General features: G+C 63.2%; 24 protein-coding genes. 18 read left to right on the forward strand and 6 right to left on the reverse strand.

What is annotated here, in order from left to right; all coding sequences use genetic code 11:
• The first annotated feature begins 18 nt into the window (after nucleotides 1-18).
• The 4 genes from ASE60_RS14180 (at nucleotide 19) to ASE60_RS14195 (ending at nucleotide 4,242) form a co-directional block, all read left to right on the forward strand.
• Nucleotides 19-780 carry a sulfite exporter TauE/SafE family protein gene (locus ASE60_RS14180; protein ID WP_057251208.1) on the forward strand — a complete coding sequence of 254 codons (762 nt, stop codon included), beginning with the start codon at nucleotides 19-21 and terminating at the stop codon, nucleotides 778-780.
• Nucleotides 781-939: 159 nt separating this feature from the next.
• Nucleotides 940-1,935: an SLAC1 anion channel family protein gene (locus tag ASE60_RS14185; protein WP_057251209.1), complete on the forward strand. Its 996-nt coding sequence runs from the start codon at nucleotides 940-942 to the stop codon at nucleotides 1,933-1,935.
• A complete protein-coding gene (locus tag ASE60_RS14190) occupies nucleotides 1,935-2,894 on the forward strand; it encodes a GlxA family transcriptional regulator (protein WP_057251210.1) in 960 nt (319 codons plus the stop codon). Before ASE60_RS14185 ends, ASE60_RS14190 begins: the two co-directional genes overlap by 1 nt.
• A gap of 49 nt (nucleotides 2,895-2,943) precedes the next feature.
• Nucleotides 2,944-4,242 (forward strand): amidohydrolase family protein, encoded by a 1,299-nt coding sequence (locus ASE60_RS14195; RefSeq protein WP_057251211.1) that lies wholly within the window; start codon nucleotides 2,944-2,946, stop codon nucleotides 4,240-4,242.
• A 171-nt stretch (nucleotides 4,243-4,413) separates the two neighbouring features.
• On the opposite strand, the gene ASE60_RS14200 is transcribed toward ASE60_RS14195, so the two are convergent.
• Both ASE60_RS14200 and ASE60_RS14205 read right to left on the reverse strand, forming a co-directional pair.
• A complete protein-coding gene (locus ASE60_RS14200) occupies nucleotides 4,414-5,271 on the reverse strand; it encodes a MurR/RpiR family transcriptional regulator (RefSeq protein ID WP_057251212.1) in 858 nt (285 codons plus the stop codon).
• A gap of 171 nt (nucleotides 5,272-5,442) precedes the next feature.
• The gene (locus tag ASE60_RS14205; protein ID WP_244495612.1) at nucleotides 5,443-6,522 is read right to left on the reverse strand and encodes a spermidine/putrescine ABC transporter substrate-binding protein; all 1,080 of its coding nucleotides are present in this window, start codon (nucleotides 6,520-6,522) and stop codon (nucleotides 5,443-5,445) included.
• 163 nt (nucleotides 6,523-6,685) lie between these two features.
• Between ASE60_RS14205 and ASE60_RS14210 the strand changes: the two genes are divergently transcribed.
• From ASE60_RS14210 to ASE60_RS14225, 4 genes are read left to right on the forward strand one after another with little or no spacing between them, the layout of a single operon-like run.
• Nucleotides 6,686-7,780, forward strand: coding sequence for an ABC transporter ATP-binding protein (locus ASE60_RS14210; protein WP_057251213.1), 1,095 nt, complete (start codon nucleotides 6,686-6,688; stop codon nucleotides 7,778-7,780).
• 1 nt (nucleotide 7,781) lies between these two features.
• The gene (locus ASE60_RS14215) at nucleotides 7,782-8,681 is read left to right on the forward strand and encodes an ABC transporter permease (RefSeq protein ID WP_057251214.1); all 900 of its coding nucleotides are present in this window, start codon (nucleotides 7,782-7,784) and stop codon (nucleotides 8,679-8,681) included.
• Nucleotides 8,682-8,689: 8 nt separating this feature from the next.
• Nucleotides 8,690-9,520 (forward strand): ABC transporter permease, encoded by an 831-nt coding sequence (locus tag ASE60_RS14220; protein WP_057251215.1) that lies wholly within the window; start codon nucleotides 8,690-8,692, stop codon nucleotides 9,518-9,520.
• 2 nt (nucleotides 9,521-9,522) lie between these two features.
• Nucleotides 9,523-10,647, forward strand: a complete 1,125-nt coding sequence (locus tag ASE60_RS14225) for a P1 family peptidase (RefSeq protein WP_057251216.1) — start codon at nucleotides 9,523-9,525, stop codon at nucleotides 10,645-10,647.
• A 46-nt stretch (nucleotides 10,648-10,693) separates the two neighbouring features.
• Here the strand turns inward: ASE60_RS14225 and ASE60_RS14230 are convergent, their stop codons facing one another.
• On the reverse strand, nucleotides 10,694-11,572 hold the full coding sequence (locus ASE60_RS14230) for a helix-turn-helix domain-containing protein (protein ID WP_057251217.1): 879 nt from the start codon (nucleotides 11,570-11,572) through the stop codon (nucleotides 10,694-10,696).
• Nucleotides 11,573-11,666: 94 nt separating this feature from the next.
• Between ASE60_RS14230 and ASE60_RS14235 the strand changes: the two genes are divergently transcribed.
• The 3 genes from ASE60_RS14235 (at nucleotide 11,667) to ASE60_RS14245 (ending at nucleotide 15,162) form a co-directional block, all read left to right on the forward strand.
• Complete coding sequence (locus ASE60_RS14235; RefSeq protein ID WP_057251218.1) at nucleotides 11,667-13,229, forward strand: 4-hydroxyphenylacetate 3-hydroxylase N-terminal domain-containing protein; 1,563 nt, start codon at nucleotides 11,667-11,669, stop codon at nucleotides 13,227-13,229.
• Between the two features lie 8 nt (nucleotides 13,230-13,237).
• Nucleotides 13,238-13,750 (forward strand): flavin reductase, encoded by a 513-nt coding sequence (locus ASE60_RS14240; RefSeq protein ID WP_057251219.1) that lies wholly within the window; start codon nucleotides 13,238-13,240, stop codon nucleotides 13,748-13,750.
• A gap of 158 nt (nucleotides 13,751-13,908) precedes the next feature.
• Entirely contained in the window at nucleotides 13,909-15,162 is a 1,254-nt protein-coding gene (locus tag ASE60_RS14245; RefSeq protein WP_057251220.1) for a sensor domain-containing diguanylate cyclase, read from the forward strand.
• A gap of 53 nt (nucleotides 15,163-15,215) precedes the next feature.
• Here the strand turns inward: ASE60_RS14245 and ASE60_RS14250 are convergent, their stop codons facing one another.
• Together ASE60_RS14250 and ASE60_RS14255 are read right to left on the reverse strand one after the other, a co-directional pair.
• Nucleotides 15,216-16,694 carry an aldehyde dehydrogenase gene (locus ASE60_RS14250; RefSeq protein WP_057251221.1) on the reverse strand — a complete coding sequence of 493 codons (1,479 nt, stop codon included), beginning with the start codon at nucleotides 16,692-16,694 and terminating at the stop codon, nucleotides 15,216-15,218.
• A 117-nt stretch (nucleotides 16,695-16,811) separates the two neighbouring features.
• Complete coding sequence (locus ASE60_RS14255) at nucleotides 16,812-18,263, reverse strand: APC family permease (protein ID WP_057251222.1); 1,452 nt, start codon at nucleotides 18,261-18,263, stop codon at nucleotides 16,812-16,814.
• A gap of 295 nt (nucleotides 18,264-18,558) precedes the next feature.
• Between ASE60_RS14255 and ASE60_RS14260 the strand changes: the two genes are divergently transcribed.
• Genes ASE60_RS14260 through ASE60_RS14285 form a run of 6 tightly spaced genes read left to right on the forward strand, consistent with a single transcriptional unit; the run spans nucleotide 18,559 to nucleotide 24,941 of the window.
• The gene (locus ASE60_RS14260) at nucleotides 18,559-19,341 is read left to right on the forward strand and encodes an IclR family transcriptional regulator (RefSeq protein WP_057251223.1); all 783 of its coding nucleotides are present in this window, start codon (nucleotides 18,559-18,561) and stop codon (nucleotides 19,339-19,341) included.
• Nucleotides 19,341-20,594, forward strand: coding sequence for a Tm-1-like ATP-binding domain-containing protein (locus ASE60_RS14265; RefSeq protein WP_057251224.1), 1,254 nt, complete (start codon nucleotides 19,341-19,343; stop codon nucleotides 20,592-20,594). Before ASE60_RS14260 ends, ASE60_RS14265 begins: the two co-directional genes overlap by 1 nt.
• Nucleotides 20,595-20,614: 20 nt before the next feature.
• Nucleotides 20,615-21,277, forward strand: coding sequence for an HAD-IA family hydrolase (locus tag ASE60_RS14270; RefSeq protein WP_057251280.1), 663 nt, complete (start codon nucleotides 20,615-20,617; stop codon nucleotides 21,275-21,277).
• Between the two features lie 2 nt (nucleotides 21,278-21,279).
• On the forward strand, nucleotides 21,280-22,635 hold the full coding sequence (locus ASE60_RS14275; RefSeq protein WP_057251225.1) for an aspartate aminotransferase family protein: 1,356 nt from the start codon (nucleotides 21,280-21,282) through the stop codon (nucleotides 22,633-22,635).
• A gap of 4 nt (nucleotides 22,636-22,639) precedes the next feature.
• The gene (locus ASE60_RS14280; protein WP_057251226.1) at nucleotides 22,640-23,923 is read left to right on the forward strand and encodes an aspartate aminotransferase family protein; all 1,284 of its coding nucleotides are present in this window, start codon (nucleotides 22,640-22,642) and stop codon (nucleotides 23,921-23,923) included.
• 7 nt (nucleotides 23,924-23,930) lie between these two features.
• The gene (locus ASE60_RS14285; protein WP_057251227.1) at nucleotides 23,931-24,941 is read left to right on the forward strand and encodes a phosphotransferase; all 1,011 of its coding nucleotides are present in this window, start codon (nucleotides 23,931-23,933) and stop codon (nucleotides 24,939-24,941) included.
• 20 nt (nucleotides 24,942-24,961) lie between these two features.
• Here ASE60_RS14285 and hpaR read toward each other — a convergent pair whose 3' ends face one another.
• The gene (gene hpaR, locus ASE60_RS14290) at nucleotides 24,962-25,432 is read right to left on the reverse strand and encodes a homoprotocatechuate degradation operon regulator HpaR (protein ID WP_082615862.1); all 471 of its coding nucleotides are present in this window, start codon (nucleotides 25,430-25,432) and stop codon (nucleotides 24,962-24,964) included.
• 126 nt (nucleotides 25,433-25,558) lie between these two features.
• On the opposite strand from hpaR, the gene ASE60_RS14295 reads away from it, so the two are divergent.
• Nucleotides 25,559-25,951 (forward strand): 5-carboxymethyl-2-hydroxymuconate Delta-isomerase, encoded by a 393-nt coding sequence (locus ASE60_RS14295; RefSeq protein WP_057251229.1) that lies wholly within the window; start codon nucleotides 25,559-25,561, stop codon nucleotides 25,949-25,951.
• Nucleotides 25,952-25,961: the final 10 nt, after the last annotated feature.

A 25,961-nucleotide genomic window follows, 5' to 3' on the forward strand; every position in this document is an offset into this window, starting at 1 on the left:
GCGGATCCTTTCCAGCAAATGCTGCTCGCGATCGGCTCCGGCTCGCTCACCGGCTTCACGCTCGGCCTGATCGGTGGCGGCGGCTCGATCCTGGCAACCCCGCTCCTCATCTATGTGGTCGGCATTCGCGACGTGCATACGGCGCTCGGCACCGGAGCGCTCGCCGTTTCCGCAAACGCCTATCTCAACCTCATCAGCCATGCGCTTCGCGGCCACCTCTGGTGGCGGTGCGCTCTGATTTTCACGGTGGCCGGCTCGCTCGGCGCCTATCTTGGCTCTAGCCTCGGCAAACTGGTCGACGGCCAGCGCCTGCTGTTCCTGTTCGGGCTGGTGATGATGTTCGTCAGCTTCGCCATGAAAAAGGTAAAGTGCGACACGGCGGCCACGCCGCAATCGCTTTCGATCGGGACGCACGGCAAGACCGGAGTGACGGCGCTTTTGACCGGTACCTGCTCCGGTTTCTTCGGCATCGGCGGCGGTTTCCTGATCGTCCCCGGCCTCCTGCTTGCAACCGGCATGCCGCTCATCAATGCGGTCGGCACGTCGTTGCTTGCCGTCGGCACCTTCGGCCTGACGACCGCGATCAACTACGCTTCCTCGGGTTTGGTGGACTGGCGCATCGCCGGCTACTTCATCGCCGGCGGCATTTTGGGCGGAATCGTCGGCACCTTCGTCTCCACCCGGCTTGCGACCCAGCGCGATACGCTGACGCAGATTTTCCGCGCCATCATCTTTTCCGTCAGCCTCTATGTTCTCTGGCGCAGCTACGGGGCACCGTGACCCGGCCGCGGTGGTCGGCAACCGACCTGGCGGCGATACTGAGCGGTCCTTGGCCGGAAACATACGCAGCCAGTCCGAAATCGTACTGTTTGCATCATTCAAGACAAAGGTGTAGCGTGTTTTAATCCTGTCAGCACTCTTTCGGACAGGAACAAGCCAATGACCGTTCAATCCATAGATCTCTCGAACAGCACGCCGCTGACCAAGCGGTCGATCTCGCAGCTTCCGATCAACCTGTTCGCATCGGTAATGGGCATCACGGGCCTGAGCCTCGCCTGGCGCGAAGCCACCAGGACGATCGGACTGCCGGCCCTTCCCGGGGAATATGTCGGCTGGCTCGGTACCTCGATCTTTCTGAGCCTTGCCCTGGGCTATGCCATCAAATGGCGCCGGTACCCTGGCTTGGTCGCCGCTGAATTCGCCCATCCGGTTCAAAGCAACTTCTTTGCGACCGTCGCAATCGGCCTGCTTCTGCAGTCTGCCTTTCTGAACCTTTACAGCCCGCTGCTGTCAGAGGTCGTCTGGACCATCGCGTCTGCGCTGACCTTCGCCCTCGCCTATGTCGTCGCCAGAGGCTTCCTCGGCCGGCAGCAGTCGCGCGATACCACCCTGCCGCCGCTACTCATCCCCGGCGTCGCCACCCTTGATATCGCCGTTACCGGCCACGCCATGCCGTTCTCCTGGGCGCATGAAGTCAATATGCTTGCCTTTTCGGTCGGCAGCGTCATCGCCGCGGTCTTTATCGCGCTCATCTTCTCGCGGTTGCGCCACGAAGATCCGCTTCCGGCGCTGGCTCGGCCGTCCCTCATGGTTCTCGTCGCCCCCTTTGCCGTCGGCTTCCTCGCCTATACTAACGTCACGGGTTCGGTCGATCTCTTCGCCACGGTCCTGTTCTACTTTGCCCTGTTTCTCATGCTCGTCCTGTCGCCGATGGTGTTCCGCTCCCATGTTCCCTTTAGCGTCACCTGGTGGGCCATCAGCTTTCCGCTTGCTGCCCTGTCGATCGCCTTCTTCCGGTATGCCGCTTCTGCCGGGAGCGCTATCCTGACCGGCCTGGCGGGACTGTTCTTCCTGTTTCTGGCCGGCGCCATCGCTGTCGTCTTCTATCGTACGGTCAGCATCGTCCTGACCGGCAGATTGTTCGAGGTTCGTTAATGGCCGTTCACAAGATCGCCATCGTCGCCATGCAGGGCGTGCAGCTTCTCGACGTCATCGGGCCCTCGGACGTGTTTGCGGAGGCCAACCGTCAGAGCGGCACCGACCATTATTCCGTGGAGGTCGTCAGCGCGTCCGGCAGTCCGGTGCGCGGATCTTCCGGGTTGACGCTGCTGCCGGATCGGTCGCTGGAGGAAGGTTTTTCCGACATCGATACGTTGCTTGTGGCCGGGGATCCGCTCATTCATGAACGGCCACTGCCGGCATCGCTTCTCGCCTGGGTGAAGGAAGCATCGGCTCGCGCCAGCCGTTTCGGATCGGTGTGCTCCGGCGCCTTCGTGCTCGGCGAGGCGGGCCTCTTAAACGGCAGGCGGGCGACGACGCATTGGTCGCAAGCGGCGGAATTCGGCAAGCGCTTCCCGGAGGTGAAACTCGAGCCCAACCGCATTTTCACCAAGGACGGCAACGTCTGGACCTCAGCCGGCGTAACGGCCGGCATCGACCTGGCGCTTGCCATCGTCGAGAAGGATCTCGGCCTGGACATCGCTTTGAAGGTCGCGCGTGAACTCGTTGTCTTTCTCAAGCGGCCCGGAGGCCAGACCCAGTTCAGCACCCTTCTCGCCGGCCAGCTTGCACAGAAGACACCCATTCGTGCGGCTCAGGATTTTATTGCCGACAATCTCTCTGCCGACCTCAGCGTCGCAGCGGTTGCCCGGCGCGTCGGCATGAGCGAGCGAAACTTCTCCAGGCAGTTCAAACAGGAGGTGGGCATGACGCCCGCCGACTATGTGGAGAGCATGCGGCTGGAGGCGGGGCGCAGGCTTGCCGAAGACACCGGCATTCCACTCAAAAAGATTGCCACGGATATCGGCTTCCATGACGATATCGCCTTCCGTCGTTCCTTCGTTCGTCGATTCGGCACGTCGCCGGCCGCCTATCGCAAGAGCTTCGGATCGTAGGCATGCCAGCTTGGTCCACAAGCGGCGCTGACATCTGGAGAAGCCAGCCATGTTCGACCTGATCATCCGCAACGCCAACCTTCCGGACGGACGCCAGGGCATTGATGTCGGTGTTGTGGGCGGAAAGATCGCCGCAATCGAGCCGGACCTTGCCGCGACCGCAGGCGAAGAGATCGACGCCACCGGCCGGTTGCTGAGCCCACCCTTCTGCGATCCGCATTTCCACATGGACGCAACGCTGTCGCTCGGCCTGCCACGGATGAACGTCTCCGGCACCCTGCTTGAGGGCATCGCGCTCTGGGGCGAGTTGCGCCCAACCTTGACCAAGGAGGCGCTGGTCGAGCGGGCGCTGCGTTATTGCGATCTCGCCGTCAGCCAGGGGCTTCTCGCCATCCGCAGCCATGTGGACACGTCGGATCCTCGGCTGGTCACGGCCGAAGCGCTGCTCGAGGTCAGGCAGAAGGTCGCGCCCTATATCGACCTGCAGCTCGTTGCCTTCCCGCAGGATGGCTACTACCGCGCGCCCGATGGCGTCGCATCGCTTGAGCGTGCGCTCGACATGGGCGTCGATATCGTCGGCGGCATTCCCCATTTTGAGCGGACGATGGAGGATGGCGCACGCTCGGTGGAGGCGCTCTGCCGCATCGCTGCCGAGCGCGGCCTGCCCGTCGACATGCATTGCGACGAGACCGATGACCCGCTGTCGCGCCACATCGAGACGCTGGCGGCCGAGACCGTGCGCTTCGGATTGCAGGGACGCGTTGCGGGCTCGCATCTCACTTCGATGCACTCGATGGACAACTACTATGTTTCCAAGCTCATCCCGCTGATGGTGGAAGCGAAGATCAACGTGATCCCCAATCCGCTGATCAACATCATGCTGCAGGGGCGCCACGACAGCTATCCCAAACGCCGCGGCATGACACGAGTGAAGGAGTTGATGGCGGCGGGGCTCAACGTCGCCTTCGGGCACGATTGCGTCATGGATCCCTGGTACTCGATGGGGTCGGGCGACATGCTGGAAGTCGCCCATATGGCTGTTCACGTGACGCAGATGGGCGGCATCGAGGACAAGCGCAGGATCTTCGACGCGATCACCGTGAACTCGGCGAAAACCATGGGCCTTGAGGGCTATGGGCTGGAGGTGGGCTTCAAGGCCGATCTGGTCCTCTTGCAGGCGGCCGATGTCAGCGAGGCCCTGCGGCTGAAGCCAAACCGGTTGTTCGTGATCAAGGCTGGCAAGGTCATCGCCCGGACGGCGCCGCGCATCGGTGAGCTCTTTCTCGATGGGCGCCCGACATCGATCGATATTGCGCGGGATTACATCCCGCAGGCGACCCAGGGCTGAACGGAGACTTCGAATTTTGGACGCGATTCCGGACAGAAAACCGCTGCACACTTTTCCTGGTATCGCTGCCTAGAGCATCCTGCCCTCAAGTGGAATCATTTGAGGCAGAAAGATGCTCTAGAATCAAAGTGCTAGAGCGTCCTTTGTGCGTTCAAACGAACGCACGGCGCTCTAGTCCTCGAAATCGCCGAAGATGTTCTGCAGCCGGGTCAGCTGGGCGACGCGCTCACCGACATCATCGCCGAGCACGACAATGATGTTGCTCAAGAGCAGGTCCATGACCGCGACGGTTGTCGCCGCCCCGTCCCACAGCGGACCGTGCGACCCGGGCACAATGAGGCAGATATCGGAGACCTCAGGTGCCCAGGGGCAGAACTCGTCGGTATAGAGGATGACCTTGACGCCGGCGCGGCGGGCTTCCTCGGCAAGCGGCCGCGCCTTGGCGGCGAAACGGCGCACATCGTGCAGGAACAGCACACGCCCCTCGACCGAGCCATCGAGCAGCTCGGCATAGGTGCCGTTGAGGCCGTCGACGAACTGCACGCGCGGCCGGGTATAGGACAGTTGGCTGGCGAAATATTGCGCGATGCCGCGAACGTTCTGATAGGCGGCGACATAGACTTCGCTCGCAGCAATCAGGGCGTCGATCGTCTGCTGCCATTCCGGCGCGGTCGTCAGCTCGTAGATCATGCCGAGATTGTCGACCTGCTGCTGGATCAGGCCGGCAAGCAGCTTGCCTTCGCGGTTATCCTCCCGCAACCGGCCGACAGAGCCCTTGACCTGCCAGGCGGGATTGTTGGAGCCGTCACGCCTGAGCTCGTGCTTCAGCTGGTCGAGGCCATCGAAGCCTAAACGCCGGAGATAGCGCCCGACGGTCATCGGCGAGACCTCGAGGCGGGTCGCGATCGAGCGCGCCGTTTCGAAGGGGATCTCGGCGAGGTTGCGCTCGATGTAGTTGGCGATGAGCTTGTCCGACTTCGAGCGTCTCATCTCGTCGCTGCGCAGCAGCTTCAGGATGCGCGGTGCCACGTCCCCTCCCATTCTACAGCGCCACCGGTCTTATCAGACGGAAAAAGGTCGCTGCAGCACTTTGAATTGCTGCATGTTTATCCTCAGCCACGAGGTAAGGAAACACGCAAGTCTGCCGAAGCGGATGCCGGGTAACAAACCCGCATCCGCTCCTGTCATCGCATCGCGTGTTTATTCCGCCGTCTTCACCTTCGTCCAGACCCGGTCGAGCTGGCGCACGCCGGGGCCGAGGTCTTCGAAGATTTGCAGCTTCTGCATGGTTTCCGGCGGCGGGTTGATTTCCTTGCTGTTCTTGATCTGCTCGGGGGTCAATTGCCGCGCCGGCACGTTGGCCGTCCCGTTGGTCTGCTGTTCAATATTGAGCGCCGCGACGTCCGGGCGCGTATAGAACTGCAGGAACTTGACCGCGTTGTCCTTGTTGGGGGCCGACTTCAGGACGCAGATATCCTCCTGGTACATCGTCGCCCCTTCCTCCGGGATCACGTAACCGAGATCCTTGGGGTTGGCGAAGACATCGACCATCGAGCCGACGAAGAAGTGACCAGCCGCGACATCGCCGGCGGCGACCATCGGGCGGGTGTCATAGGTAAAGGCGGCAACGTCGGGCTTCATCGCGATGATCGTATCGGCAGCCTGCTGCAATTCCGCCGGGTCGGTGGAATTGACCTTGTGACCGTTGAGGATCAGACCCACCGAAAGCACCTCGCGCATGTCGTCGAGCAGCGTGAACTTCAGCCCTTTCGCCTTCACCGTCTCGATCAGGTCGCGCCAGCCGGTCACGTCCTTGCCGAGAAGTTTTCTGTTGTAGAGGATGCCGACCGAGCCGAAGGCGTAAGGGAGGCAATACTCGCCCTTCGGATCGCTCTTGGCCCGAAGGAAGGTCGGGTCGATATTCTTGAAGCCCTCGTAGTCGTTGATGTCCGTCTTTTCGAGCAGGTCGAGCTTGGCCATAATGTCCTGCATGTGGACCGACGGGAAGACGATGTCGTAACCCGTGGCCCCACCCTGGATCTTCGCCAGCATCTCCTCGTTCGAGGAATAGGTGGAGAGGTTGACCTTGATCTGGGTCTCTTCCTCGAACTTCTTGAGGACAGCCGGATTGATGTATTCGCCCCAGTTGTAGATGTTGAGCTCGGCCGCTTCGGCGGTGCCGAACAGAGCGGAAAGTGTCGTCAGCAAAACGGCCACGCCACGTGCGCGGGTGGCGAAAGGCCTCTTGCCTTCACACGTCACCCCATTCGTCATTGTCATCATCATTCTCCTCTGATGGTCATGGCCGTTCGGCCCCTCTACGGCCCTTGCCGGCCGCTTCCGGATCACGGCTTCTGGTGGCCGTTGACTCCGATAGGCAAATGGTATCCATATATCGGAAACGCACAAGCGTTATTTGCATAACATTTTGGGGAACAGAAGTATGCAGAATTCCATCGTCCGGCTGGTGGAGGCGAGCAAGGCCTTCACCACTCCGGAAGGCGGCATCGTGACCGCTCTCGACAGCATCGATCTCGACGTCCGCCGCAACGAATTCCTGACCTTGCTCGGGCCTTCCGGCTGCGGCAAGACCACCCTGCTGCAGGCGATCAGCGGTTTCGTCGAACTCGACGGCGGCTCGATCCTCATCGACGGCGAGGACATCACCGACCGGCCGCCCTACCGCCGCCCGGTCAACACGGTCTTCCAGAACTATGCGCTGTTTCCGCACATGACGGTCGGCGAAAACGTCGCCTATTCGCTGGAAGTCGCGGGCGTCGCCAAGCCGGCGCGCCGTGAAAAGGTCTCCGCCGCCTTGAAGATGGTAGGACTGGAAGGTATGGAAGGCCGCAGGCCGCGCCAGCTCTCCGGCGGCCAGCAACAGCGTGTGGCGCTGGCCCGCGCCATCATCGCCCGGCCGAAACTCTTGCTGCTCGACGAACCGCTGTCGGCGCTCGACAAGAACCTGCGTCAGGCGATGCAGATCGAACTGAAGACGCTGCAGAACGAGCTCGGCATCTCCTTCATCTTCGTCACCCACGACCAGCAGGAAGCGCTGACGATGTCGGATCGCGTCGCCGTGCTCTCCGGTGGCCGCATCCAGCAGCTCGATACGCCGCGCGCCATCTACGACCACCCGGTCAACACCTTCGTCGCCACCTTCATCGGCGCCAGCAACCTGTTCGAGGGCACGCTCGACGGCGACCGGCTGATGACGGCGGATGGCATGGCGATCCGCCACCAGCCCTGCGACAAGAAAATTTCGACCAAAGCGACGGCATTGATCCGGCCGGAACAGTTCTTCCTTGCGGAGGAAAACGCCCCCTTTCCGACGATCGACGTCGATCTCGACCAGATCGTTTTTGTCGGCTCCACCTTCGAGCTGTTCGGCCGCACTGCCGAGGGACGCAAGGTGATTGCGGAAGTTCCCGCCAATCGGCGCAATCTCGTCGGCACGGTCGAACGGACACGCAAGGCGCGGCTTGCCTATGACCCTGCTGCCGTGCACTTCATCGGTGCCAATGCCGGGGGTGCGTGAGATGTCGATCGCCAGCCGCCGCCGCTTTCAGCTCGCCGTTTTGCTCGGACCCGTCTCGGCCTTCCTTGCCGTCTTCTTCCTCGGGCCGCTCGCGATCATGGTCGTCACCAGCCTTCTCGCGCCCGGCCTCTATGGTGGGGTGGAGTGGACCTTCTACCCGCATAACTTCGGTCGCATCCTCGGTTTTGCCGATCCGATGTTCGAGGAGTTCGATCCGATCTACATCGCGATCTTCCTGCGCTCGGTCGAGATCGCGGCCCTGACGGTGCTCGCGACCCTTCTCGTCTGCTATCCCGCCGCCTTCTGCATCGCCCGGCTTTCCGAGCGCTGGAAGAATTTCTGCCTGTTCCTGATCACGCTGCCTTTCTTCACCAGCCTGATCGTGCGGCTCTTCGTCTGGGTGTTGATCCTGCGCCAGACCGGCCTCGTCAACGAGATGCTTCTGTCAACGGGGCTGATCGAGCGGCCGCTCGACCTGATCTACACCAGGGGCGCGATCATCCTCGGCATGACCTATGTGTTCATTCCCTTTATGTTCATGCCTGTTTATGCCAGCGTCGAGAAACTTGACTGGACGCTGGTGCGCGCCTCGCTCGATCTCGGCGCCGGGCCGCTGCGCACCTTCTGGCGCATCATCCTGCCCCTGACCGCTCCCGGCATTGCCGGCGGCGCGGTCATCGTCTTCATTCCGGCGCTTGGCAACTTCGTCGTGCCGGCGGTGCTCGGCGGCGCCAAGGTGATGATGTTCGGCAACCTGATCGAACAGCAGTTCCTCGCGGCCCGCAACTGGCCCTTCGGGGCCGCACTGGCGATGATGGTGATGACCGTCATGCTGATCATGATGATCGCCCATGTGGTTCTTTCCGGTCGGCGCAGCGCCGCCGCTGCGCTGGCACGGTGAGGTGATCCATGAAGATCGCTCGAACCCTCTTTACCGGTAGCCTGCTCGCCTATACCGGCCTCTTCTTCGCCTTCATCTACATTCCGCTCGTCGTCATCGCCGTCTATTCGTTCAACGCCAATCCGGTGAACATGATGACCTGGACGGGCTTCACCACCGAATGGTACGCCCAGGTTCTCGGCTTCAAGACCAAGGTCTCCGAAAGCGCTCTCTACATCGAATCGACGGGCCAACTGCTGCAGGCGGTCTGGAACAGTCTGGTGATCGCCGCCTCTACGACAGCCATTGCGACCATCTTCGGCACGGCGATCGCCATCGGCCTCTATCGCTTCGAATTCGTCGGCCAGCGCTTCTACCGCGTGGTGATGTTCATGCCGATGCTGATGCCGGATATCGTGCTCGGCATCGCGCTTCTGATCTTCTTCGTCAATTCCGGCATCCGGCTGGGGCTGACGACGATCATCATCGGCCAGTGCACCTTCCTGATCTCCTACGTCTTCATCGTCGTCTCGGCCCGACTTGCCGGCATGGACCGGACGCTGGAGCACGCGTCCGCCGATCTCGGCGCCAATGAATGGATGACCTTTCGCCGGGTGGTGCTGCCGCAGCTCTTTCCGGCAATCGTCGGCGGCGCGCTGCTCGCCTTCATCATCTCGATGGACGATCTCGTCATCACCTATTTCATCGCCGGCGTCGACGTCACTACGCTGCCGATGTTCATCTTCTCCATGCTTCGGCGCGGCATCAAACCGGAGATCAACGCGATTGCCGTGATGATGCTCTCCTTCTCCTTCGTCGTCGCCTCGCTCGGCCTCTACCTTCGCTCTCGGCAGAAATGATCATGAACGATAAAACTCCCGCCTCGCCCACCGCTCGCGCCCGCGATATCGGGCTGCCCTTTTCCGGCCGCACCGGCCGCTTCAACGCCATCACCGACGTCGAAGGCATAACCGTCGGCTTCCGCACGATCGCGGAAGAGACGCCGCGCCCGGGCCGCAAGCGTCCTGTCCGCACCGGCGTCACCGCCATCCTGCCGCATGCCGCTTCGGCCACCCCCGTCCCGGTCTACGCTGGGGTGCATCGCTTCAACGGCAACGGCGAGATGACCGGCACCCACTGGATCGAGGACGGCGGCTTCTTCCTCGGGCCGGTCATGATCACCAACACCCACGCCGTCGGCATGACCCATCACGCCACCATCAGGTGGATGCTGGAGCGCTACCGGTCGACCTACGACAGCGACGACTTTCTATGGTTGATGCCGGTCGTGGCGGAGACCTATGACGGCGTTCTGAACGACATCAACGGCCAGCCGATCACCGAGACAGATGTGCGCGCAGCACTCGACAGCGCCACCTCGGGCCCGGTGCAGGAGGGCAATTGCGGTGGCGGCACCGGCATGATCGCCTATGGCTTCAAGGGCGGCACCGGCACCGCATCCCGCGTCGTCGAATTCGGCGGTCGCGACTATACGATCGGCACGCTGGTGCAGGCCAATCACGGCCAGCGCGACTGGCTGACGATCCGTGGCGTTCCGGTCGGCGAGCACATGCGCGACGGCACGCCGCAAAGCCAGATGCAGGAGCGCGGCTCGATCATCGTCGTGATCGCCACCGACCTGCCGATGGCGCCGCACCAGTTGAAGCGGCTGGCGCGACGGGCGGCGATCGGCATCGGCCGCAATGGTACTCCGGGTGGCAACAATTCCGGCGACATCTTCCTTGCCTTCTCCACGGCCAATACCCAGCCGATGGCGCACAAGGCGCCGCCGCGCCTCTCGCTGGAGATCGTCAACGACGACCTGCTCGACCCGGTCTATCTCGCGACTGTCGACAGCGTCGAGGAAGCGGTGGTCAACGCGATGATCGCGGCGGAAGATTCCGGCGGCACCGCCCATGATCGCTTCAAGATCCAGGCGATCCGGCATGTGCCGCTGATCGAGGTGATGCGGAACTACGGCCGATAGTCGGCGACCAACGTGGCAATGCGTTATCTTTTCGGGACCGGCAATCTTAGCCGGCTCCTGACGAGCTCACCCGCGCGCGGCGCCAGTCGCTCGGCGCCTCGCCCACGCGTAACCGAAAGAAGCGCGAGAAATAGGCGGCATCGGCAAAGCCGATCTCATAGGCGATGTCTTCCAGCGGCCGTACAGTGAAGAGCAGCAGGCGCTTGGCCTCGAGCAATCGACGCTCGTTGATGAGCTCCTTGACCTGCATGCCGAAGGCGTCCCTGCTCGCCTTGGCGATGAGGTGCGGTGTCGTTGCCAGCGCGTCGGTGTATTGCGCGACGCTCCAGTTTTCCCGGAAGTGCAAATCGATAAGCCGGCGCAGCTGAGCCGCCAGCATCGCCTGCGACGGCTGGGCCGGAGATGGCGTGGCGGATGCCAGACGGGCGATCTGGGTGAGGACGGCCGCGACCAGCGAGGCGAGCATCTGTTGGGTGCCGGGCGCACCGCCGGCATATTCGTCGGCAACGATATCGAGCAGTTCGGCAAGACGGCGCCAGCCCCGGTCCTCGCCGTCGCCACGGATCATGACCGGCGCATCAACAGGAAGCGTGGTGTTCTCCCGGATCGAGAGCAGCGCGCCATCAGCGACCGAGACGACGACCGCGTCGCTCGTCTCAGGATCGACGGAAAAACCATGCACGATGCCGCTCGGCACGAAGCTGACGGCCGGTGCCAAAAAGTCCAATGGCCTGTCGTCGATGAAATAGGTGCCGCGGCCGCTCATCCAGAAGGTGATCTGCCCCATCTGATCGTGTTTATGCGCCTTCACCTGTCCCTGATGCAGGTTACGCCGCGCCATCACCGTCTCGACATGGAAAAATCCGGGTTCGAGTTGTTGCTCCGGTTCACCGTAGACGAAGAAACTTGGAATGGCGTCGGTCATGGCCCACCGAAAAAAGTACAAGTCATTTTGCCATTCTGTCCATGGCGGCCAATGATTTCAACGCCTAGCCTTGACGAAACTCAAGGAGGAGAAAATGAGAGCAGAGGATTTCCGCGCCGACAGGACGCGGCCCTTCACCGGCGCCGAATATCTGGAAAGCCTGCGCGACGGCCGCGAGGTCTATATCAACGGCGAACGCATCAAGGACGTGACCAGCCATCCGGCGATGCGCAATTCCACCCGGTCGCTCGCCAGGCTCTATGACGCGCTGCATGATCCGGCAAAGAGGGACATCCTGACGGCGCCGACCGACACGGGCTCCGGCGGCTACACCCACAAATATTTCCGCGTCGCCCGCTCCTCCGCCGATCTTGCCGCCCAGCAGGGCGCGATCGCCGAATGGGCACGCATGTCCTATGGCTGGATGGGCCGCACCGCCGACTACAAGGCGGCGCTGATGAACACGCTCGGCGCCAATGCCAATTGGTATGGCCCGTTCAAGGACAACGCGCTCGCCTGGCATAAACGCGCCCAGGAAGCGGCGCTCTTCATGAACCACGCGATCGTCAATCCGCCGATCGATCGGCACAAGCCGGCGGACGCGGTCAAGGACGTCTTCGTCCACATCACCAAGGAAACGGACGCCGGCATCTACGTCTCAGGTGCCAAGGTGGTCGCGACCTCCTCGGCACTGACGCACTACAATTTCCTGGCGCAAAGTTCGGCGACGGTAACGGAGGATCCCTCGCTCTCGGTGATGTTCATCGTTCCGATGAACGCGCCCGGGATCAAGATGTTCTGCCGCGTCTCCTACGAGCAGACAGCCAACACCGTCGGCCATCCCTTCGACTATCCGCTGTCGTCGCGCTTCGACGAGAACGATGCGATCCTGGTGCTCGACAACGTCTTCGTGCCGTGGGAGGACGTCCTGGTCTTGCGCGATGCCGCCAAGATCCTCTCCTTCCACCCGGCTTCCGGCTTCATGCACGGCTACTGCTTCCAGGGCTGCACCCGTTTCGCCGTGAAACTCGACTTCCTGGCAGGCCTGCTTGCCAAGGCGCTGCGCGCCACCGGCGGCGACGCCTTCCGCGGCAATCAGGCAGCACTCGGCGAGGTGATCGCGCTCCGCCACATGTTCTGGAGCTTCTCCAATGCCATGGCCCACAATCCCATTCCTTGGGCCGACGGCGCCGTGCTTCCCAATCTGGAAGCCGCGCTTTCCTATCGAACCTTCATGTCGGAGGCCTATCCGCGTGTCGTCGAGACGATCCGCAAGGTGATTGCATCGGGGCTGATCTACCTGCCGTCCTCCGTGCGTGACTTCGGCAATCCCGAGATCGACCGCTACCTGGCGCAATATGTCCGCGGCTCTAACGATATGGGGCACATCGAGCGCATCAAGATCATGAAACTGCTCTGGGACGCGACCGGCACGGAGTTCGGCGGACGCCACGCGCTCTACGAACTCAACTATGCCGGCGCGCCTGAAGAGGTTCGGCTGCAGGTATTGAAAGGGGCCGAACGCGGCGGGCGTCTCAAGGAGATGGAAGCGCTCGTCGACCAGTGCATGGCGGACTATGACGAGAACGGCTGGACCGGCAGCACCTGGCTGCCGCCGCTCGACGATGCGTCCGCTCTGCGCAACGCCGCCGAATGAGGCCCGTCATGGAACCGCTCGTTTCGAAGACGGAGTTTCGCAACGCCATGGCGCGGGTCTGCGCGCCGGTCAACGTCATCACCACCAACGGACCCGCCGGACGCGGCGGGTTCACCGCCACCGCCATGTGCTCGGTGACCGACGAGCCGCCGACGCTGCTCGTCTGCATGAACCGCAACTCCACCCAATGCGGCCTTTTCATCGACAACCGGCGCTTCTGCGTCAACGTGCTCAGCCACGACCATAGGGATCTCGCCGGCCACTTCGCCGGCGCGACGCAGGATATGGCGGCCCGCTATGCCGCGGCCGACTGGGTCGAGATGCAATCCGGCAGCTTCGCGGTCAAAGACGCCATCGTCTCGCTCGACTGCGAACTCGCCGAGGCGCGGCTGCTTGGAACACACCACATCCTCATCGGCCGGGTCGTCGGCATCCGCTCGCGCAGCGACGGCAATGCGCTGCTCTATTTCGATCGCAACTACGTGCATGTACCGACGCAGCTCGGAAGTTTCGGCGGCTAGGCGTAGGCGGGGTCTCGCCCCGCCTACATGAACACGGCCCATTGACGGACGTTTCGCCAAAGAGCCGAGGCAATCCACATCCACGTGCTGTTCAGTGCCTTTTGTTTTTTCCGTAAAACGCTCTATTTGCTTGGCGCGCAATGAGAAAGGAAAACGGAATGGTGGTTGCTGAGCCAGCCGGGCGGCCGACGACGGACGCGAAAGGCAGGGAATTCGATCGCCTGACCGCCCTTGGACATCTCGACATTCTCGACACGCCGAAGGATCAGGGCCTTGAACGGATCGTGCGGCTGATAAAGCAGATCTTCGCCATCGACATCGGCATCATCTCTTTGGTCGACGCACATCGACAATGGTACAGGGCCTGCTCGGGGCTTGCATTAGACGAAGTTCCCCGGGAAGACACTTTCTGCCGATATGTTGTCGCCTCGGAGGAACCGCTTGTCGTGCACGACGCCACGCAGGATCCGCGGTTTTCGCGACATCCCGCCGTCACCGGCCCGGAACATGTTCGGTTCTACGCAGGCGTTCCGTTCAAGACGCGGGATGGTCATACGGTCGGGACCGTATGCGCGATCGACCGCGCGCCGAGACACTTCACCGACAAAGACCTGACGATCCTGACCGAACTGGCGGGCGTGGCGATGGACCGGATCGATTTGCTCCGGTCGGCCGCGACGGATGGGCTCACCGGCACGTTGACGCGCCGCGCCTTCCGCGAGGAGGCGGACAAGCTGATTTCGCTCGCCATAAGGCACCAGCACGACGTGTCGTGCATCGTCCTCGACGTCGACCACTTCAAGCGGGTCAACGACACGCACGGGCATGCGGCAGGAGACGAGGTCTTGAAGGCCGTGAGCGCCGTCTGCCAGTCCAATCTGCGGGCAAGCGATCTGTTCGGGCGGCTCGGCGGCGAGGAGTTCGCCATCGTGCTGCCGCACGTCGACGCGAACGGCGCACTCGCCGCAGCGGAAAAGCTGCGGGCAGCGATTGCCGCTCAAACAATCCACGGAGACTTTGGTCAGCTTGCAGTCACCGCGAGCTTCGGCACATCGGCGCTATCGCTCAAGAGCAGGGAGATCGGTACATTGCTCGCCCAGGCGGACGCGGCAATGTATCTCGCCAAGGCCAGCGGACGGAACCGCTGCGTCGAGTGGAGCAGTCTCGAAGTCGGCTATCCGCTGGGTCCTCGTCAGCGCGTACTGAAAGCCGGCACCATTCTTTTCGACGACAGGCATTCAAAGATAGAGTGCACTATCCGGTCGCTTGGTGCCGATGGCGCTGCGGTCACGGTTTCGAATTCGGCCGGCATACCACCGGAGCTGGTTCTGGTCGTCGCCGGCGAGGGTTTCGAGACCAAATGCCATGTGGTGGCGCGAGACCGGCAAAATCTCGAACTCGCCTTCGGATAGCACGGTCCCGACAGACACGCGCGGTCGTCCGGCCCCGGTCCCTGCGAGCCCGGTCAGAGCTGAATCCAGGCGGTCTTCAGATCGGTGTATTTGTCCAGCGCGTGCAACGACTTGTCGTGGCCGTTGCCCGATTGCCTGACGCCGCCGAGCGGCACCGTGTTGTCGGCGCCGCCATAGGTATTGACGTGCACGACGCCGGCGCGGATGCCGCGCACCATCCGGTGCGCGCGCGACAGGTTTGCGGTCCAGACTGCGGAAGCCAGCCCGTAGTCCGTCGCATTGGCGATCCGGAGTGCGTCGGCATCGTCGTCGAAGGGAATGATTGCAAGTACCGGCCCGAAGACCTCTTCCTTCGCCAGCTTCATTTCAGGCTGAATGTCGAAGACGGTCGGCTGCATGTAATAGCCGCCAGTCTCTTCAAGGATGCGCTTGCCGCCCCAACGCAGGCGCGCGCCTTCCACTTCCGCTTCACGGACGAAATCGAGGTTCTTGCTCAGCTGGACGCTGCTCGAAATCGCTCCAGCCTCGGTCGAAAGAAGCAGCGGATCGCCAACCTTCATACCTGCCGCGATCGCTGCCACCTTCTCCGCGAAGGCTTCGTGAATGGAGCGCTCGACCAGCAACCGTGAACCGGCAACACAGACCTGGCCGGAGTTGCGGAAGATGCCATAGGCCGAGATGCGCGCGGCCTGATCGAGATCCGGCGCATCGGCGAAGACGACGTTCGGCGACTTGCCGCCGAGTTCGAGATAGACGCGTTTCAGGTTCGAGCGTGCCGAATATTCGAGCAGCCGGCGGCCGACACCGCCCGAGCCGGTGAAGGCGAGCACGTCGATATCTCCATGCAGCCCGATAGCCTCACCCGTCGTCGCACCCAGGCCGGTCACAACATTCAGAACGCCCTCCGGCAGGCCGGCTTCGGCGCAGATTTCGGCGAGCCTGAGCAAGCTGAGCGAGGCGCCCTCCGCCGGCTTCAGCACCACGGAATTGCCGGCGGCGAGCGCCGGCGCGATCTTCCAGGCGCCGATCATCAAAGGGAAATTCCAGGGAACGATCGCGGCGACCACGCCGATCGGTTCGCGATGCACGAGGCCGAGAATGTTGTCGGCGGTCGGCGCGATTTCGCCATAGACCTTGTCGAGCGCCTCGGCATAGTAGCGGAAGGTTCCGGCGGCGCTGCCAGGCTCGGCCTTCAGCGCCATCGAAATTTCGGTGCCATTGTCGCGCACGCCAAGGACCGCAAGCTCCAGCGCCTGCGCTTCGATGATTTCGGCAATGCGCGTCAGCACCTTCTTGCGGAACGCCGGAGCCGCCTTCGACCAGCTTCCTTTTTCGAAAACGGCGCGCGCGGCACGGACCGCCGCGTCGACGTCGGATGCGCCCGCGTCTGCTATCGTCGTCAGGTGGCTGCCGTCGATCGGCGAGACGACGTCGAGCGTTTCGCCGGACAAGCTCTCCTGCCAGTGGCCGTTGATGAACAGCTTTTGGCCCTCGACGGCGAGGCTACGCAATTGGTCGATCTTGTCCTGCATGATGTCTGCTCCCGTTTGCATTGCCGGGACGGCGGAGGGTCCGCCATCCCTTCTTAGGTGATACGCAGTTCCGGACGGAAGCCGCTTGGCGTCGTTCCGGGAACTGCGTGGCAGCGATCAGATCTCCTGGCCTGCGCCAAGGCGGGCGAACTCGATCGGATTGCCCGACTTCAGCGATGCCGCAAGCGCCAGACCGATAACACCGAAGATCACGACAAGGCCCGGCAGGAACACGGCGAGCATGCCGGTGGCGCCTGCCAGGTCACCGAAGTTGACCGCAATTGCGATGATGACGGCAACGAGGATCAGGCCGGTGACGACGGGAATGACTTTGGTCACCAGCGGGTTCCGTTCGAGGCCGGGATTGCGGCTGAAGAAGGCGACGATCGCGAAGGCGGTGAAGGCCATCAACGTCATGACGGCGAGCGTGCCGACATTCGTCAGCCACGAGAACAGCGCCAGCACCGGATCCTGACCCGTTGCCGCAAAGAGTGCCACGACGAGGACGGCGATCACGGTCTGGATCAGCGAGCCGACATGCGGGCTGTGGTAGACCGGATGGGTGACGCCGATCGAGGCGGGCAGCAGCCGTTCGCGGCCGGCGACGTAGAGATAACGGGCGACGCCGTTGTGGAAGGCCAGAACACCGGCAAAGAGGCTGGTGACGAAGAGCACGTTCATCAGCGGCGGCAGCCAGCCGCCGGCATAACGCTCGGCGAGGCCGAAGAGGAAAGTGGTCGGATCGGCAAGGCCCTGCAGTTCCGGCACCAGCTTGTCGGCGCCGGCGGCGTTCACCATCAGCCAGGAGGTGAACATGTAGAAAACGCCGATGATCAGCACCGAGATATAGGTGGCGCGCGGCACCGTCCTTGCCGGATCGCGGGCCTCCTCGCTGTAAATCGTCGTCGCCTCGAAGCCGATGAAGGCGGCAAAGCAGAAGAGAATGCCGATCGACGGCGAGCCGGACAGAACGGCCGAAGGCGTAAACGACGTCATCGTCAGCCCGCTGTCGCCGCCCTTGGCAAGGATCGCCACGTCAATGACGAGCACGACAAGATATTCGAGGATGACGAGAACCGTCAGCACCTTGGCGGAGAGGTCGACGCGGCGATAGCCGAGAACGCCGACGGCGGCGATGCCCACGAACGTCCAGACCCACCAGGGTAGATCGACCCCCAGACCAGCGAAGAGCCCGGCGGTCGCCGCCCCGAACAGGCCGAAGACGCCGATCTGCATGGCGTTGTAAGCAAGGATCGCGATCATCGCCGCGGCACCGCCCATCAGGCCACCGAGGCCCTGGGCCGTATAGGCGTAGAAGGCGCCGGCATTGCGGATATGCCGTGCCATGGCGACATAGCCGACGGAAAACAACAGCAGGATCAGCGTGACGAGCAGGAAGGTGCCGGGAATGCCGGCGCCGTTTCCAAGCATCATCGACAACGGCACGCCGCCGGCGACCGCGGTCAGCGGTGCGGCAGCGGATACGACAAGAAAGGTGACCGCGCCGACGCCAAGGGCGTTCTTGCGCAACTGGTTCGCGCCGGTCACGGGCGAAGATGGATTGTCCATAGTCTTAGGCTCCCCTGGTTGGCGCGAACGCCTTTTCGCCTCCGGTCCTTCTCTCCGGAAGCAGCTCCCTGAAGCGGACTGGAAGCGCGGGGGTTTGCTTTTTTCTTGGCCGCGCAAGTCTTTCGGTTCAATATATGAACCTTAGCTTCAAATATAGACTTGCAAATTGCGTTCGGCCCTGTCAAGTTATTTCGCATGTTAAGTATCTCAGCTGGAGACAATGAGGGCGGCCGCACCGCCCCATGGCGGGAACAGGCGGAGATGACTTGCGACGGCGCTCAACGAGGAGGAATGGATGAGCACCATCGGTAAGGCCCTAACTTTGCTCGACACGATCTCGCGCCTGGAGAAGGAAGCGGGCTTGAGTGACATCGCGCGGCACTGCGGGCTCGACAAGGCGACCACCCGGCGCTTTCTGGTCGAACTGGAGAAACACGGTTTCGTTGAACAGGATCCGGAAACGCGGCGCTATCGCCTCGGCGGCGCGCCGGTGCGCCTTGCCCGCATCCGCGAGACGCGCTTCCCCTATCTGAGCGTGGCGACCCCCTTCGCCCGGGAGCTTGCGAGCCTAGCGGGCGAGACCGTTCACCTTTCTGAATACGCCGCCGGCCGCCTTTCGACTGTTCATGTGGAGGACTCGCAGCGGGCCCACCGCGTCATCGTCGATGTCGGGAGCATCCTGCCTTTCCACGCGACCGCGTCCGGCCTTGGCTTCCTTGCCTTCTGCCCGCCGAAGGACATCGACGCGGTCCTGTCGGCGCCGCTCGAGGCCTTTACCGATCAGACGCTGACGGACCCCGCAATCCTGCGCCAGACCCTGAGCGAGACTCTCCGGCGCGGCTACTCGATCTGCCATCACGGGCTCGAAACCGGAGTCGTCAGTGTCGCCGCACCGATCCGCGCGCCAGGCAGCACACCGGTCGGCGCGATCGCCGTCGCCGCCCCGGCAACGCGGGCGGAGAAGGAGACGGTGGAGCAGATGGGCCGCGCCGCGATGACAGCGGCCAGACGCATTTCCGAAAGACTTTTCGGGTTGGAGCAGGTTGCTGCCGATCCGCTGGCAAGGAGGGCCGGCTGATGAATGCAATGAACCGTCTCCCCAACATTCTTGTCGTGGGTACGGGAGACACCAAATGCGACGAACTCCAGTTCATGGCGTCCGTCATCCGCGAAGCCGGCGGCCTGCCCGTGATGATGGATGTCAGCATTCTCGGTGATCCGCCCTATGTGCCCGAATACTCGCGCCATGACATCGCCGAAGCCGCGGGTGTCACCATTGAAGCGATTGCGGCCAGCGGCGACGAACACAGCGCCATGGCGCTGATGGCAAGTGGTGCTTCTGCCCTCACCCGTTCCCTTTACGAAGCCGGCCAGGCCGATGGCGTCATCATTCTCGGCGGCTCGATGGGCACGGATCTCGCCCTCGACGTCGCCGCGGCCCTGCCGCTCGGCGTGCCGAAATTCATCGTCTCGACCATCGCCTATTCGCACCTGCTGCCGCCCGAGCGCATTGCGCCCGACCTGATGATGATCCTGTGGGCCGGCGGCCTCTACGGCCTCAACGGCATCTGCCGCTCGGTTCTCTCCCAGGCCTGTGGCGCGGTCGTTGGTGCCGCACGTTTCGGCACCAGGCCGGACAAGACGCGGCCGCTGATTGGCATGACCTCGCTCGGCTCGAGCTGCCTCAAATACATGAAATACCTGAAGCCCGAACTCGAACGCCGCGGCTATGACGTCGCTGTCTTCCATTCGACCGGCATGGGCGGCCGCGCCTTCGAGGCGATCGCGGCTGAGAAGGGCTTTACCGCGGTTTTCGACTTCTGCATTCAGGAGGTCAGCAACCATCACCACGGAACTGTCGTCACATCAGGGCCCGACCGGCTGGAGAATGCCGGACGTGCCGGAATCCCACAGATCGTCGCGCCAGGCGCCGTCGACATGGTCGACCTGCCGGCCTGGCAACCGATTCCGCAGGCCTTTGCCGATCGCCCCTATCACGCCCACAACCGGCTGCTCGGCTCGGTGACCACATCTTCCGAGGGACGACGCGAGATCGCCCGCGTCATCGGCGGCAAATTGAACGGCACCAGTGCCGAGGTCGCCTTCATCCTGCCGCTCAAGGGGATTCAGGAATGGGACCAGCCTGACGAGCCTCTCTACGAACCGGAAGCGCTCGACGCCTTCATCGACGAGATGCGCCGGCAGATCCCCTCAGGCGTCGCCCTGCATGAGGTCGACAGCCACATCAATGCGCCGGCGTTCTCGCAAGCCGCGCTTGCGATCTTCGACGACTGGGTGGCGCGTGGCATCGTGCCCGAGGGCCGGCCATGACGAACACTATGCCCGACACCATGAGCGACAAGGCACTGATCCTCGATTTCGGCGGCGTCGTCACCCGCACGCTGTTCGAAACCCACGACATCACGGAGCGTGCGCTCGGGCTCGCGCCCGGCACTCTTACGTGGCGCGGTCCCTTCGACCCCGCAACCGACCCGCTCTGGGCCGCCATGCAGCGGCGCGAAATCACCGAACGGGACTACTGGACGGAACGCACCCGCGAAGTCGGCCGCCTGCTTGGCGAAGACTGGAGCGACATGAAAACCTTCGTGCAGCGGGCGCGTGGGGCGGAACCGGAACTGGTGCTCCGGCCCGAGACGCGCGACGCGATCCTCGCCGCCCATAAGGCCGGCATTCGGCTCGCGATCCTCTCCAATGAACTCGACCTCTTCTATGGCGTCGCGTTCCGTCAGCGCTTCCCGCTGATCGAGCTCTTCGAGACGATCGTCGACGCCACCTACACCAACATCCTGAAGCCCGATCCGCACGCCTACGAGCTGGTGCTGAGCCAGCTTGGCCTGCCGCGCGAAGCCTGCGTCTTCGTGGATGACCAGTTGAAGAACATCGAGGGTGCGCGGGCCGTCGGCCTGCCTCACGTCCATTTCGACGTCACCCGACCCGCAGAAAGCTACGCCAGAGCGCTTCAGATGCTCGGCCTCGAACTGACAGGAGCATGACCATGCGCGAAACCAACTTCCTCATCGAGAACAACGCCCGCCACCTCTGGCACCCGATGGCGCATCCGGCCGAGATGCAGGCAACGCCACCGCGCATCATCAATGCCGGCGAAGGTGTCGAGATCGTCGACATCCATGGCAAGAAGGTGCTCGATGCGGTCGGCGGCCTCTGGAACGTCAATCTCGGCTATTCCTGCGAACCGGTGAAGGAGGCGATCCGTCGCCAGCTCGACGAGCTGCCCTATTACTCGACGTTTCGCGGCACCACCAACTCACCGCTGATCGAGCTTTCCTACGAGCTCGCCGAATGGTTCCGCGAGGATGGGCTGACGCGCTCGTTCTTCACCTCGGGCGGTTCCGACTCCGTCGAGACCTGCCTTCGCCTCGCCCGCCAGTACCACAAGCTCAACGGCCAGCCGGAACGCACCAAGTTCGTCGCGCTGAAGAAGGGCTACCACGGCACCCATTTCGGCGGCGCCTCGGTCAATGGCAATGCCAATTTCCGCCGCAACTACGAGCCGCTGCTGCCGGGCGTCTACCACCTGCCGGCGCCCTATACCTATCGCAACCCCTTCGACACGACCGATGGCGCCGTAATCGCCAAGGCGATCGCGCGGCTCTTCGAAGACGAGATCGCCTTCCAGGGCGCCGACACGATCGCGGCGCTGATCATGGAGCCGGTGCTCGGCGCCGGCGGCGTGATCGTGCCGCACGAAATCTTCATGCCGCTGATGCGCGAGATCTGCGACCGCCACGGCATCCTCCTGATCGCCGACGAGGTGATCACCGCGTTCGGCCGCACCGGTGCCTGGACCGGCTCGCGTCTCTTTGGCGTGAAGCCGGATTTCATGTCGACCGCCAAGGCGATCACCAATGGCTACTATCCCTTCGGCGCCGTGATGATCTCGGACAAGGTTGCCGAGGCTTTCGAAAGCAACAAGACGGCTGCCGGTTCGATCGGCCATGGCTACACCTATTCCGGCCATCCGGTGGGTGCTGCGGCAGCACTCGCAACCCTGAAGGAAACGCGCAAGCACAATGTCGCTGCAAATGCCAAGGCACGCGGCGATGAGCTGATCGCCGGCCTCGAAGCGCTGAAGGCCCGGCACGAACTGATCGGCGACGTGCGCGGCAAGGGGCTGATGTGCGCGATCGAGCTCGTCTCGGACAGGGAGAAGAAGGCCGGTGCCGCAAAGGATGTCGTCCAGAAGGTTCAGGACGTGACCTATGATGCCGGCGTCATGGTGCGCACATCCGGCGCCAACGTCATCCTGTCGCCGCCGCTGATCGTGACCGCAGGCGACGTCGCCCGTATCCTCACGGCCCTCGACGCCGGCCTGACCGCAGCACGGGGCTAGCGCGATGGGCGACAACCGGGACCTGATTGCGCGCCGCGAGCGGCTGCTCGGGCGCAACATGTCGCTGTTCTACGAGGAGCCGGTGCATCTCGTGCGTGGCGAAGGCGTTTGGCTTTTTGATGCTGACGGCCGCCGCTACCTAGACTGCTACAACAACGTACCGCATGTCGGCCATTGCCATCCGCGGGTGACCGAGGCGATCGCCCGGCAGGCCTCAACCCTCAACACCCACACCCGCTATCTGCATGAAGGCATTCTCGACTATGTCGAGCGTCTGACCGCCACCTTCGACAACAGCCTCGACACGGCGATCCTGACCTGCACCGGCAGCGAGGCGAACGACGTGGCGCTGCGCATGGCCCAGGCCGTGACCGGCAAGACCGGGGTGATCGCCACCGACCACACTTATCACGGCAATACCGCCGCCGTTTCTCAGCTTTCGACCCGGATGCCGCCGGTCGGCGGCTTCGGCGGCCATGTCCGCCACGTGCCGGCGCCCGACAGCTACCGGCCGCTTGGCGGCGAGCCGGGCGCCGCTTTTGCCGCGGCCTTCACCGCCAAGGTCGAGGAAGCGATCGCCTCGCTGCAGCAAAGCCCGCACGGCTTCGCCGCGCTGATCATCGATCCCTTCTTCGCCAACGAAGGATTTCCGGAACTGCCCTCCGGCTTTCTCGACGGCGCCGTCGCCGCCGTCAGAAAGGCAGGCGGGCTCCTGATAGCCGACGAAGTGCAGCCGGGCTTCGGCCGAACCGGCGGCCATATGTGGGGGCACCAGAAGGCGGGCATCGTTCCCGATATCGTCACGCTTGGAAAGCCGATGGGCAACGGCCACCCGATCGGCGGCGTCGTTGCGGGCACCGAAACGCTCAACGCCTTCCGCAAAGCGTTTCGCTACTTCAACACTTTCGGCGGCAATCCGGTCTCCTGCGCAGCGGCCATGGCCGTGCTCGATGTGATCGCAGACGAAAACCTCATCGAGAACGCCGCCCAAGTCGGCGCCTATGCCAAGGCCGGCCTCGCGCGGCTTGCGGACAAACATGGAATGATCGGCGACATCAGGGGCAGCGGACTATTCTTCGGCGCGGAGCTCGTCACCGATCGCGCGGAAAAAACGCCAGCAAGCGCGCTCGCGACCAAGGTGATCAACGACATGAGCGAGCGCGGCGTGCTGATGGGCAAGCTCGGCATCCACCAGTGCACGACCAAGATCCGACCGCCGATGCCCTTTACCCGCGACAATGCGGATTTGATGCTGTCGACGCTCGACGACGTGCTTTCGGGCCTATGAGCGACTGATGACGGCGGACCTGCCCAAACCCTTTCGCGACGCGCTCGACAACCGGGCGTGCCAGGCACTTGCCCATTGGGGCGTTGCTGACCAAGAGCCGGAGTTGCTGAAGTACCGGGAAAACGCCGTGTTTCGCGTCCACCTGGCCGATGGTCGCCCGGCGGCGCTGCGGCTGCACCGCGCCGGCTATCACAGTGCGGCGGCACTGCACTCGGAACTGCAATGGATGGCAGCACTCGGCAACAGCGGTCTCGCGGTGCCGCAACCGATCGCGACGACGGACGGGCGCTTACTTGTCGCCCTGCCTGAAGGTGGCGCGTTTGCCGCACAGCATGCCGATGTGATCAACTGGATGGATGGAGAGCCATTGGGCGAAAGCGGTAAACCGCTGTCCCACTCACCCGAGAGGCTCGTCGAGATCTTCTCGGCGCTCGGCGCCTCCATGGCCGAGATGCATAACCTCGCCGATCGCTGGACGCCGACCGAGGGCTTTTGGCGTCCGACTTGGGATGAGGAAGGCCTGCTTGGGGATCGTCCGTTGTGGGGGCGCTTCTGGGATTGCGAGGGCCTATCGCCGGCCCAAGCCATGGCGCTATCGGCTTTGCGCGGTGACCTCAGGCGGCGCCTCGCAACTCTGCCGACTCCGGCTAAGGATTTCGGCCTCATCCATGCGGACCTCGTTCGGGAAAATGTGCTGGTCGGCGAGGCGGGCGTCAAACTCATCGACTTCGACGATGCTGGCTGGGGTTACCGCCTGTTCGATATCGCCACCGCCCTGCTGAAGAACCGACGCGAGCCGGCCTATGGAGCGATCGAGGCGGCGTTGATATCAGGCTATCGCAGCCGGCGCGCGCTCAGCGCCGAGATGCTGTCCAGCCTGCCGCTGTTTCTTGTGCTTCGCAGTCTCACCTATATCGGCTGGTTCTCGGCGCGGCCGGAACTGCCGGGCGCCCGCGAGCGTGTTCTGCGCTACGCCGACGAGGCGCTGGCGCTTACCAAAGAGCTGGGCTTCACATGATGACCGAGAGCCAAAAACGCTCAGTCGTTGAGGCTGGCCAGTTCGTCCAGCATGTCGAGCAGGACTTCGACGCGCTCACGACCGTAGCGGGTTTCGAGGTCCTCGTAGATCGCCCGGCTCTCGGGGCTGACGTCGGCGATCACCCGCATGCCCTCCGGCGCGATCTCAAGCAAAACGCGCCGGCCGTCGTCAGCATCCTTGTGCTTGGTGATCAGGCCCCGCTCCTCGAGCGAGCGGATGATGCGGGTGAGGCTCGGCGCCAGGATGAAGGCCTTGTCGGCCATTTCCGACGCATCGACCCGGCCGGCTTCCGCAAGGATGCGGATCACCCGCCATTGCTGCTCGGTAATGTCGTGGCGCGCCAGCATCGGCCGGAAATGCGCCATGACCGCTTCGCGTGCCCGCAACAGGGCAATCGGCAGCGAACGGCGGGTGTTGTGCGGCAAAAGGGCGTCGTGGCCAAGGTCAGCAGGGGTTTTCTCGCGGCTCATGAGCGTTCTATCGGACATTTTCTTTCGTTCTGCAATTGGCAGGCGCGGGCAGAGACTTCGACCTTCTTGACACCGCCATCGATTTCGTTAACGTGTTAAATATATGAGAGCGCATCGGGAGGAAAGATGCCGCACCTGACAATCGAATACTCAGGCAATCTCGACGACCGCGTCGACTTCGCCCGGCTTTGCCGGACCGTCCACAAGACGATCCTCGGCACCGGCCTTTTCGAGCTCGGCGCCGTCAGGGTGCGCACGATCCGCAGCGCCGATTACGCGATCGCCGACCTTTTGCCGGACAACAGCTTCATCGACATGTCCTTCCGCATCGGTCGCGGCCGCAGCGAGGCAGAGAAGAAGGCCACCGGCGAAGCCATCTTCAAGGCCGTGAGCGACGAACTTTCGGAGCTTTTCGCCACACCGCATTTTGCTCTCAGCCTGGAGATCCGCGAGATCGACCCGGATCTGAGCTGGAAGAAAAACGCCATTCACCCCCGGCTGCGCGCCACCAAAGGCTAGACGCAGCCAC

Source organism: Ensifer sp. Root278, assembly GCF_001429285.1.
Taxonomy (GTDB): domain Bacteria; phylum Pseudomonadota; class Alphaproteobacteria; order Rhizobiales; family Rhizobiaceae; genus Ensifer.

What these genes read in the sequence shown, in the direction of transcription:
- ASE60_RS14265 (WP_057251224.1), top strand. Translation starts at nt 19,341, where the DNA reads ATGAATGCAATGAACCGTCTCCCCAACATTCTTGTCGTGGGTACGGGA.
- ASE60_RS14295 (WP_057251229.1), top strand. Translation starts at nt 25,559, where the DNA reads ATGCCGCACCTGACAATCGAATACTCAGGCAATCTCGACGACCGCGTC.
- ASE60_RS14275 (WP_057251225.1), top strand. Translation starts at nt 21,280, where the DNA reads ATGCGCGAAACCAACTTCCTCATCGAGAACAACGCCCGCCACCTCTGG.
- ASE60_RS14185 (WP_057251209.1), top strand. Translation starts at nt 940, where the DNA reads ATGACCGTTCAATCCATAGATCTCTCGAACAGCACGCCGCTGACCAAG.
- ASE60_RS14205 (WP_244495612.1), bottom strand. Translation starts at nt 6,522, where the DNA reads ATGACAATGACGAATGGGGTGACGTGTGAAGGCAAGAGGCCTTTCGCC.
- ASE60_RS14215 (WP_057251214.1), top strand. Translation starts at nt 7,782, where the DNA reads ATGTCGATCGCCAGCCGCCGCCGCTTTCAGCTCGCCGTTTTGCTCGGA.
- ASE60_RS14285 (WP_057251227.1), top strand. Translation starts at nt 23,931, where the DNA reads ATGACGGCGGACCTGCCCAAACCCTTTCGCGACGCGCTCGACAACCGG.
- ASE60_RS14190 (WP_057251210.1), top strand. Translation starts at nt 1,935, where the DNA reads ATGGCCGTTCACAAGATCGCCATCGTCGCCATGCAGGGCGTGCAGCTT.
- ASE60_RS14210 (WP_057251213.1), top strand. Translation starts at nt 6,686, where the DNA reads ATGCAGAATTCCATCGTCCGGCTGGTGGAGGCGAGCAAGGCCTTCACC.
- ASE60_RS14180 (WP_057251208.1), top strand. Translation starts at nt 19, where the DNA reads ATGCTGCTCGCGATCGGCTCCGGCTCGCTCACCGGCTTCACGCTCGGC.
- ASE60_RS14195 (WP_057251211.1), top strand. Translation starts at nt 2,944, where the DNA reads ATGTTCGACCTGATCATCCGCAACGCCAACCTTCCGGACGGACGCCAG.
- ASE60_RS14230 (WP_057251217.1), bottom strand. Translation starts at nt 11,572, where the DNA reads ATGACCGACGCCATTCCAAGTTTCTTCGTCTACGGTGAACCGGAGCAA.
- ASE60_RS14235 (WP_057251218.1), top strand. Translation starts at nt 11,667, where the DNA reads ATGAGAGCAGAGGATTTCCGCGCCGACAGGACGCGGCCCTTCACCGGC.
- hpaR (WP_082615862.1), bottom strand. Translation starts at nt 25,432, where the DNA reads ATGAGCCGCGAGAAAACCCCTGCTGACCTTGGCCACGACGCCCTTTTG.
- ASE60_RS14280 (WP_057251226.1), top strand. Translation starts at nt 22,640, where the DNA reads ATGGGCGACAACCGGGACCTGATTGCGCGCCGCGAGCGGCTGCTCGGG.
- ASE60_RS14270 (WP_057251280.1), top strand. Translation starts at nt 20,615, where the DNA reads ATGAGCGACAAGGCACTGATCCTCGATTTCGGCGGCGTCGTCACCCGC.
- ASE60_RS14260 (WP_057251223.1), top strand. Translation starts at nt 18,559, where the DNA reads ATGAGCACCATCGGTAAGGCCCTAACTTTGCTCGACACGATCTCGCGC.
- ASE60_RS14250 (WP_057251221.1), bottom strand. Translation starts at nt 16,694, where the DNA reads ATGCAGGACAAGATCGACCAATTGCGTAGCCTCGCCGTCGAGGGCCAA.
- ASE60_RS14220 (WP_057251215.1), top strand. Translation starts at nt 8,690, where the DNA reads ATGAAGATCGCTCGAACCCTCTTTACCGGTAGCCTGCTCGCCTATACC.
- ASE60_RS14225 (WP_057251216.1), top strand. Translation starts at nt 9,523, where the DNA reads ATGAACGATAAAACTCCCGCCTCGCCCACCGCTCGCGCCCGCGATATC.
- ASE60_RS14240 (WP_057251219.1), top strand. Translation starts at nt 13,238, where the DNA reads ATGGAACCGCTCGTTTCGAAGACGGAGTTTCGCAACGCCATGGCGCGG.
- ASE60_RS14255 (WP_057251222.1), bottom strand. Translation starts at nt 18,263, where the DNA reads ATGGACAATCCATCTTCGCCCGTGACCGGCGCGAACCAGTTGCGCAAG.
- ASE60_RS14245 (WP_057251220.1), top strand. Translation starts at nt 13,909, where the DNA reads ATGGTGGTTGCTGAGCCAGCCGGGCGGCCGACGACGGACGCGAAAGGC.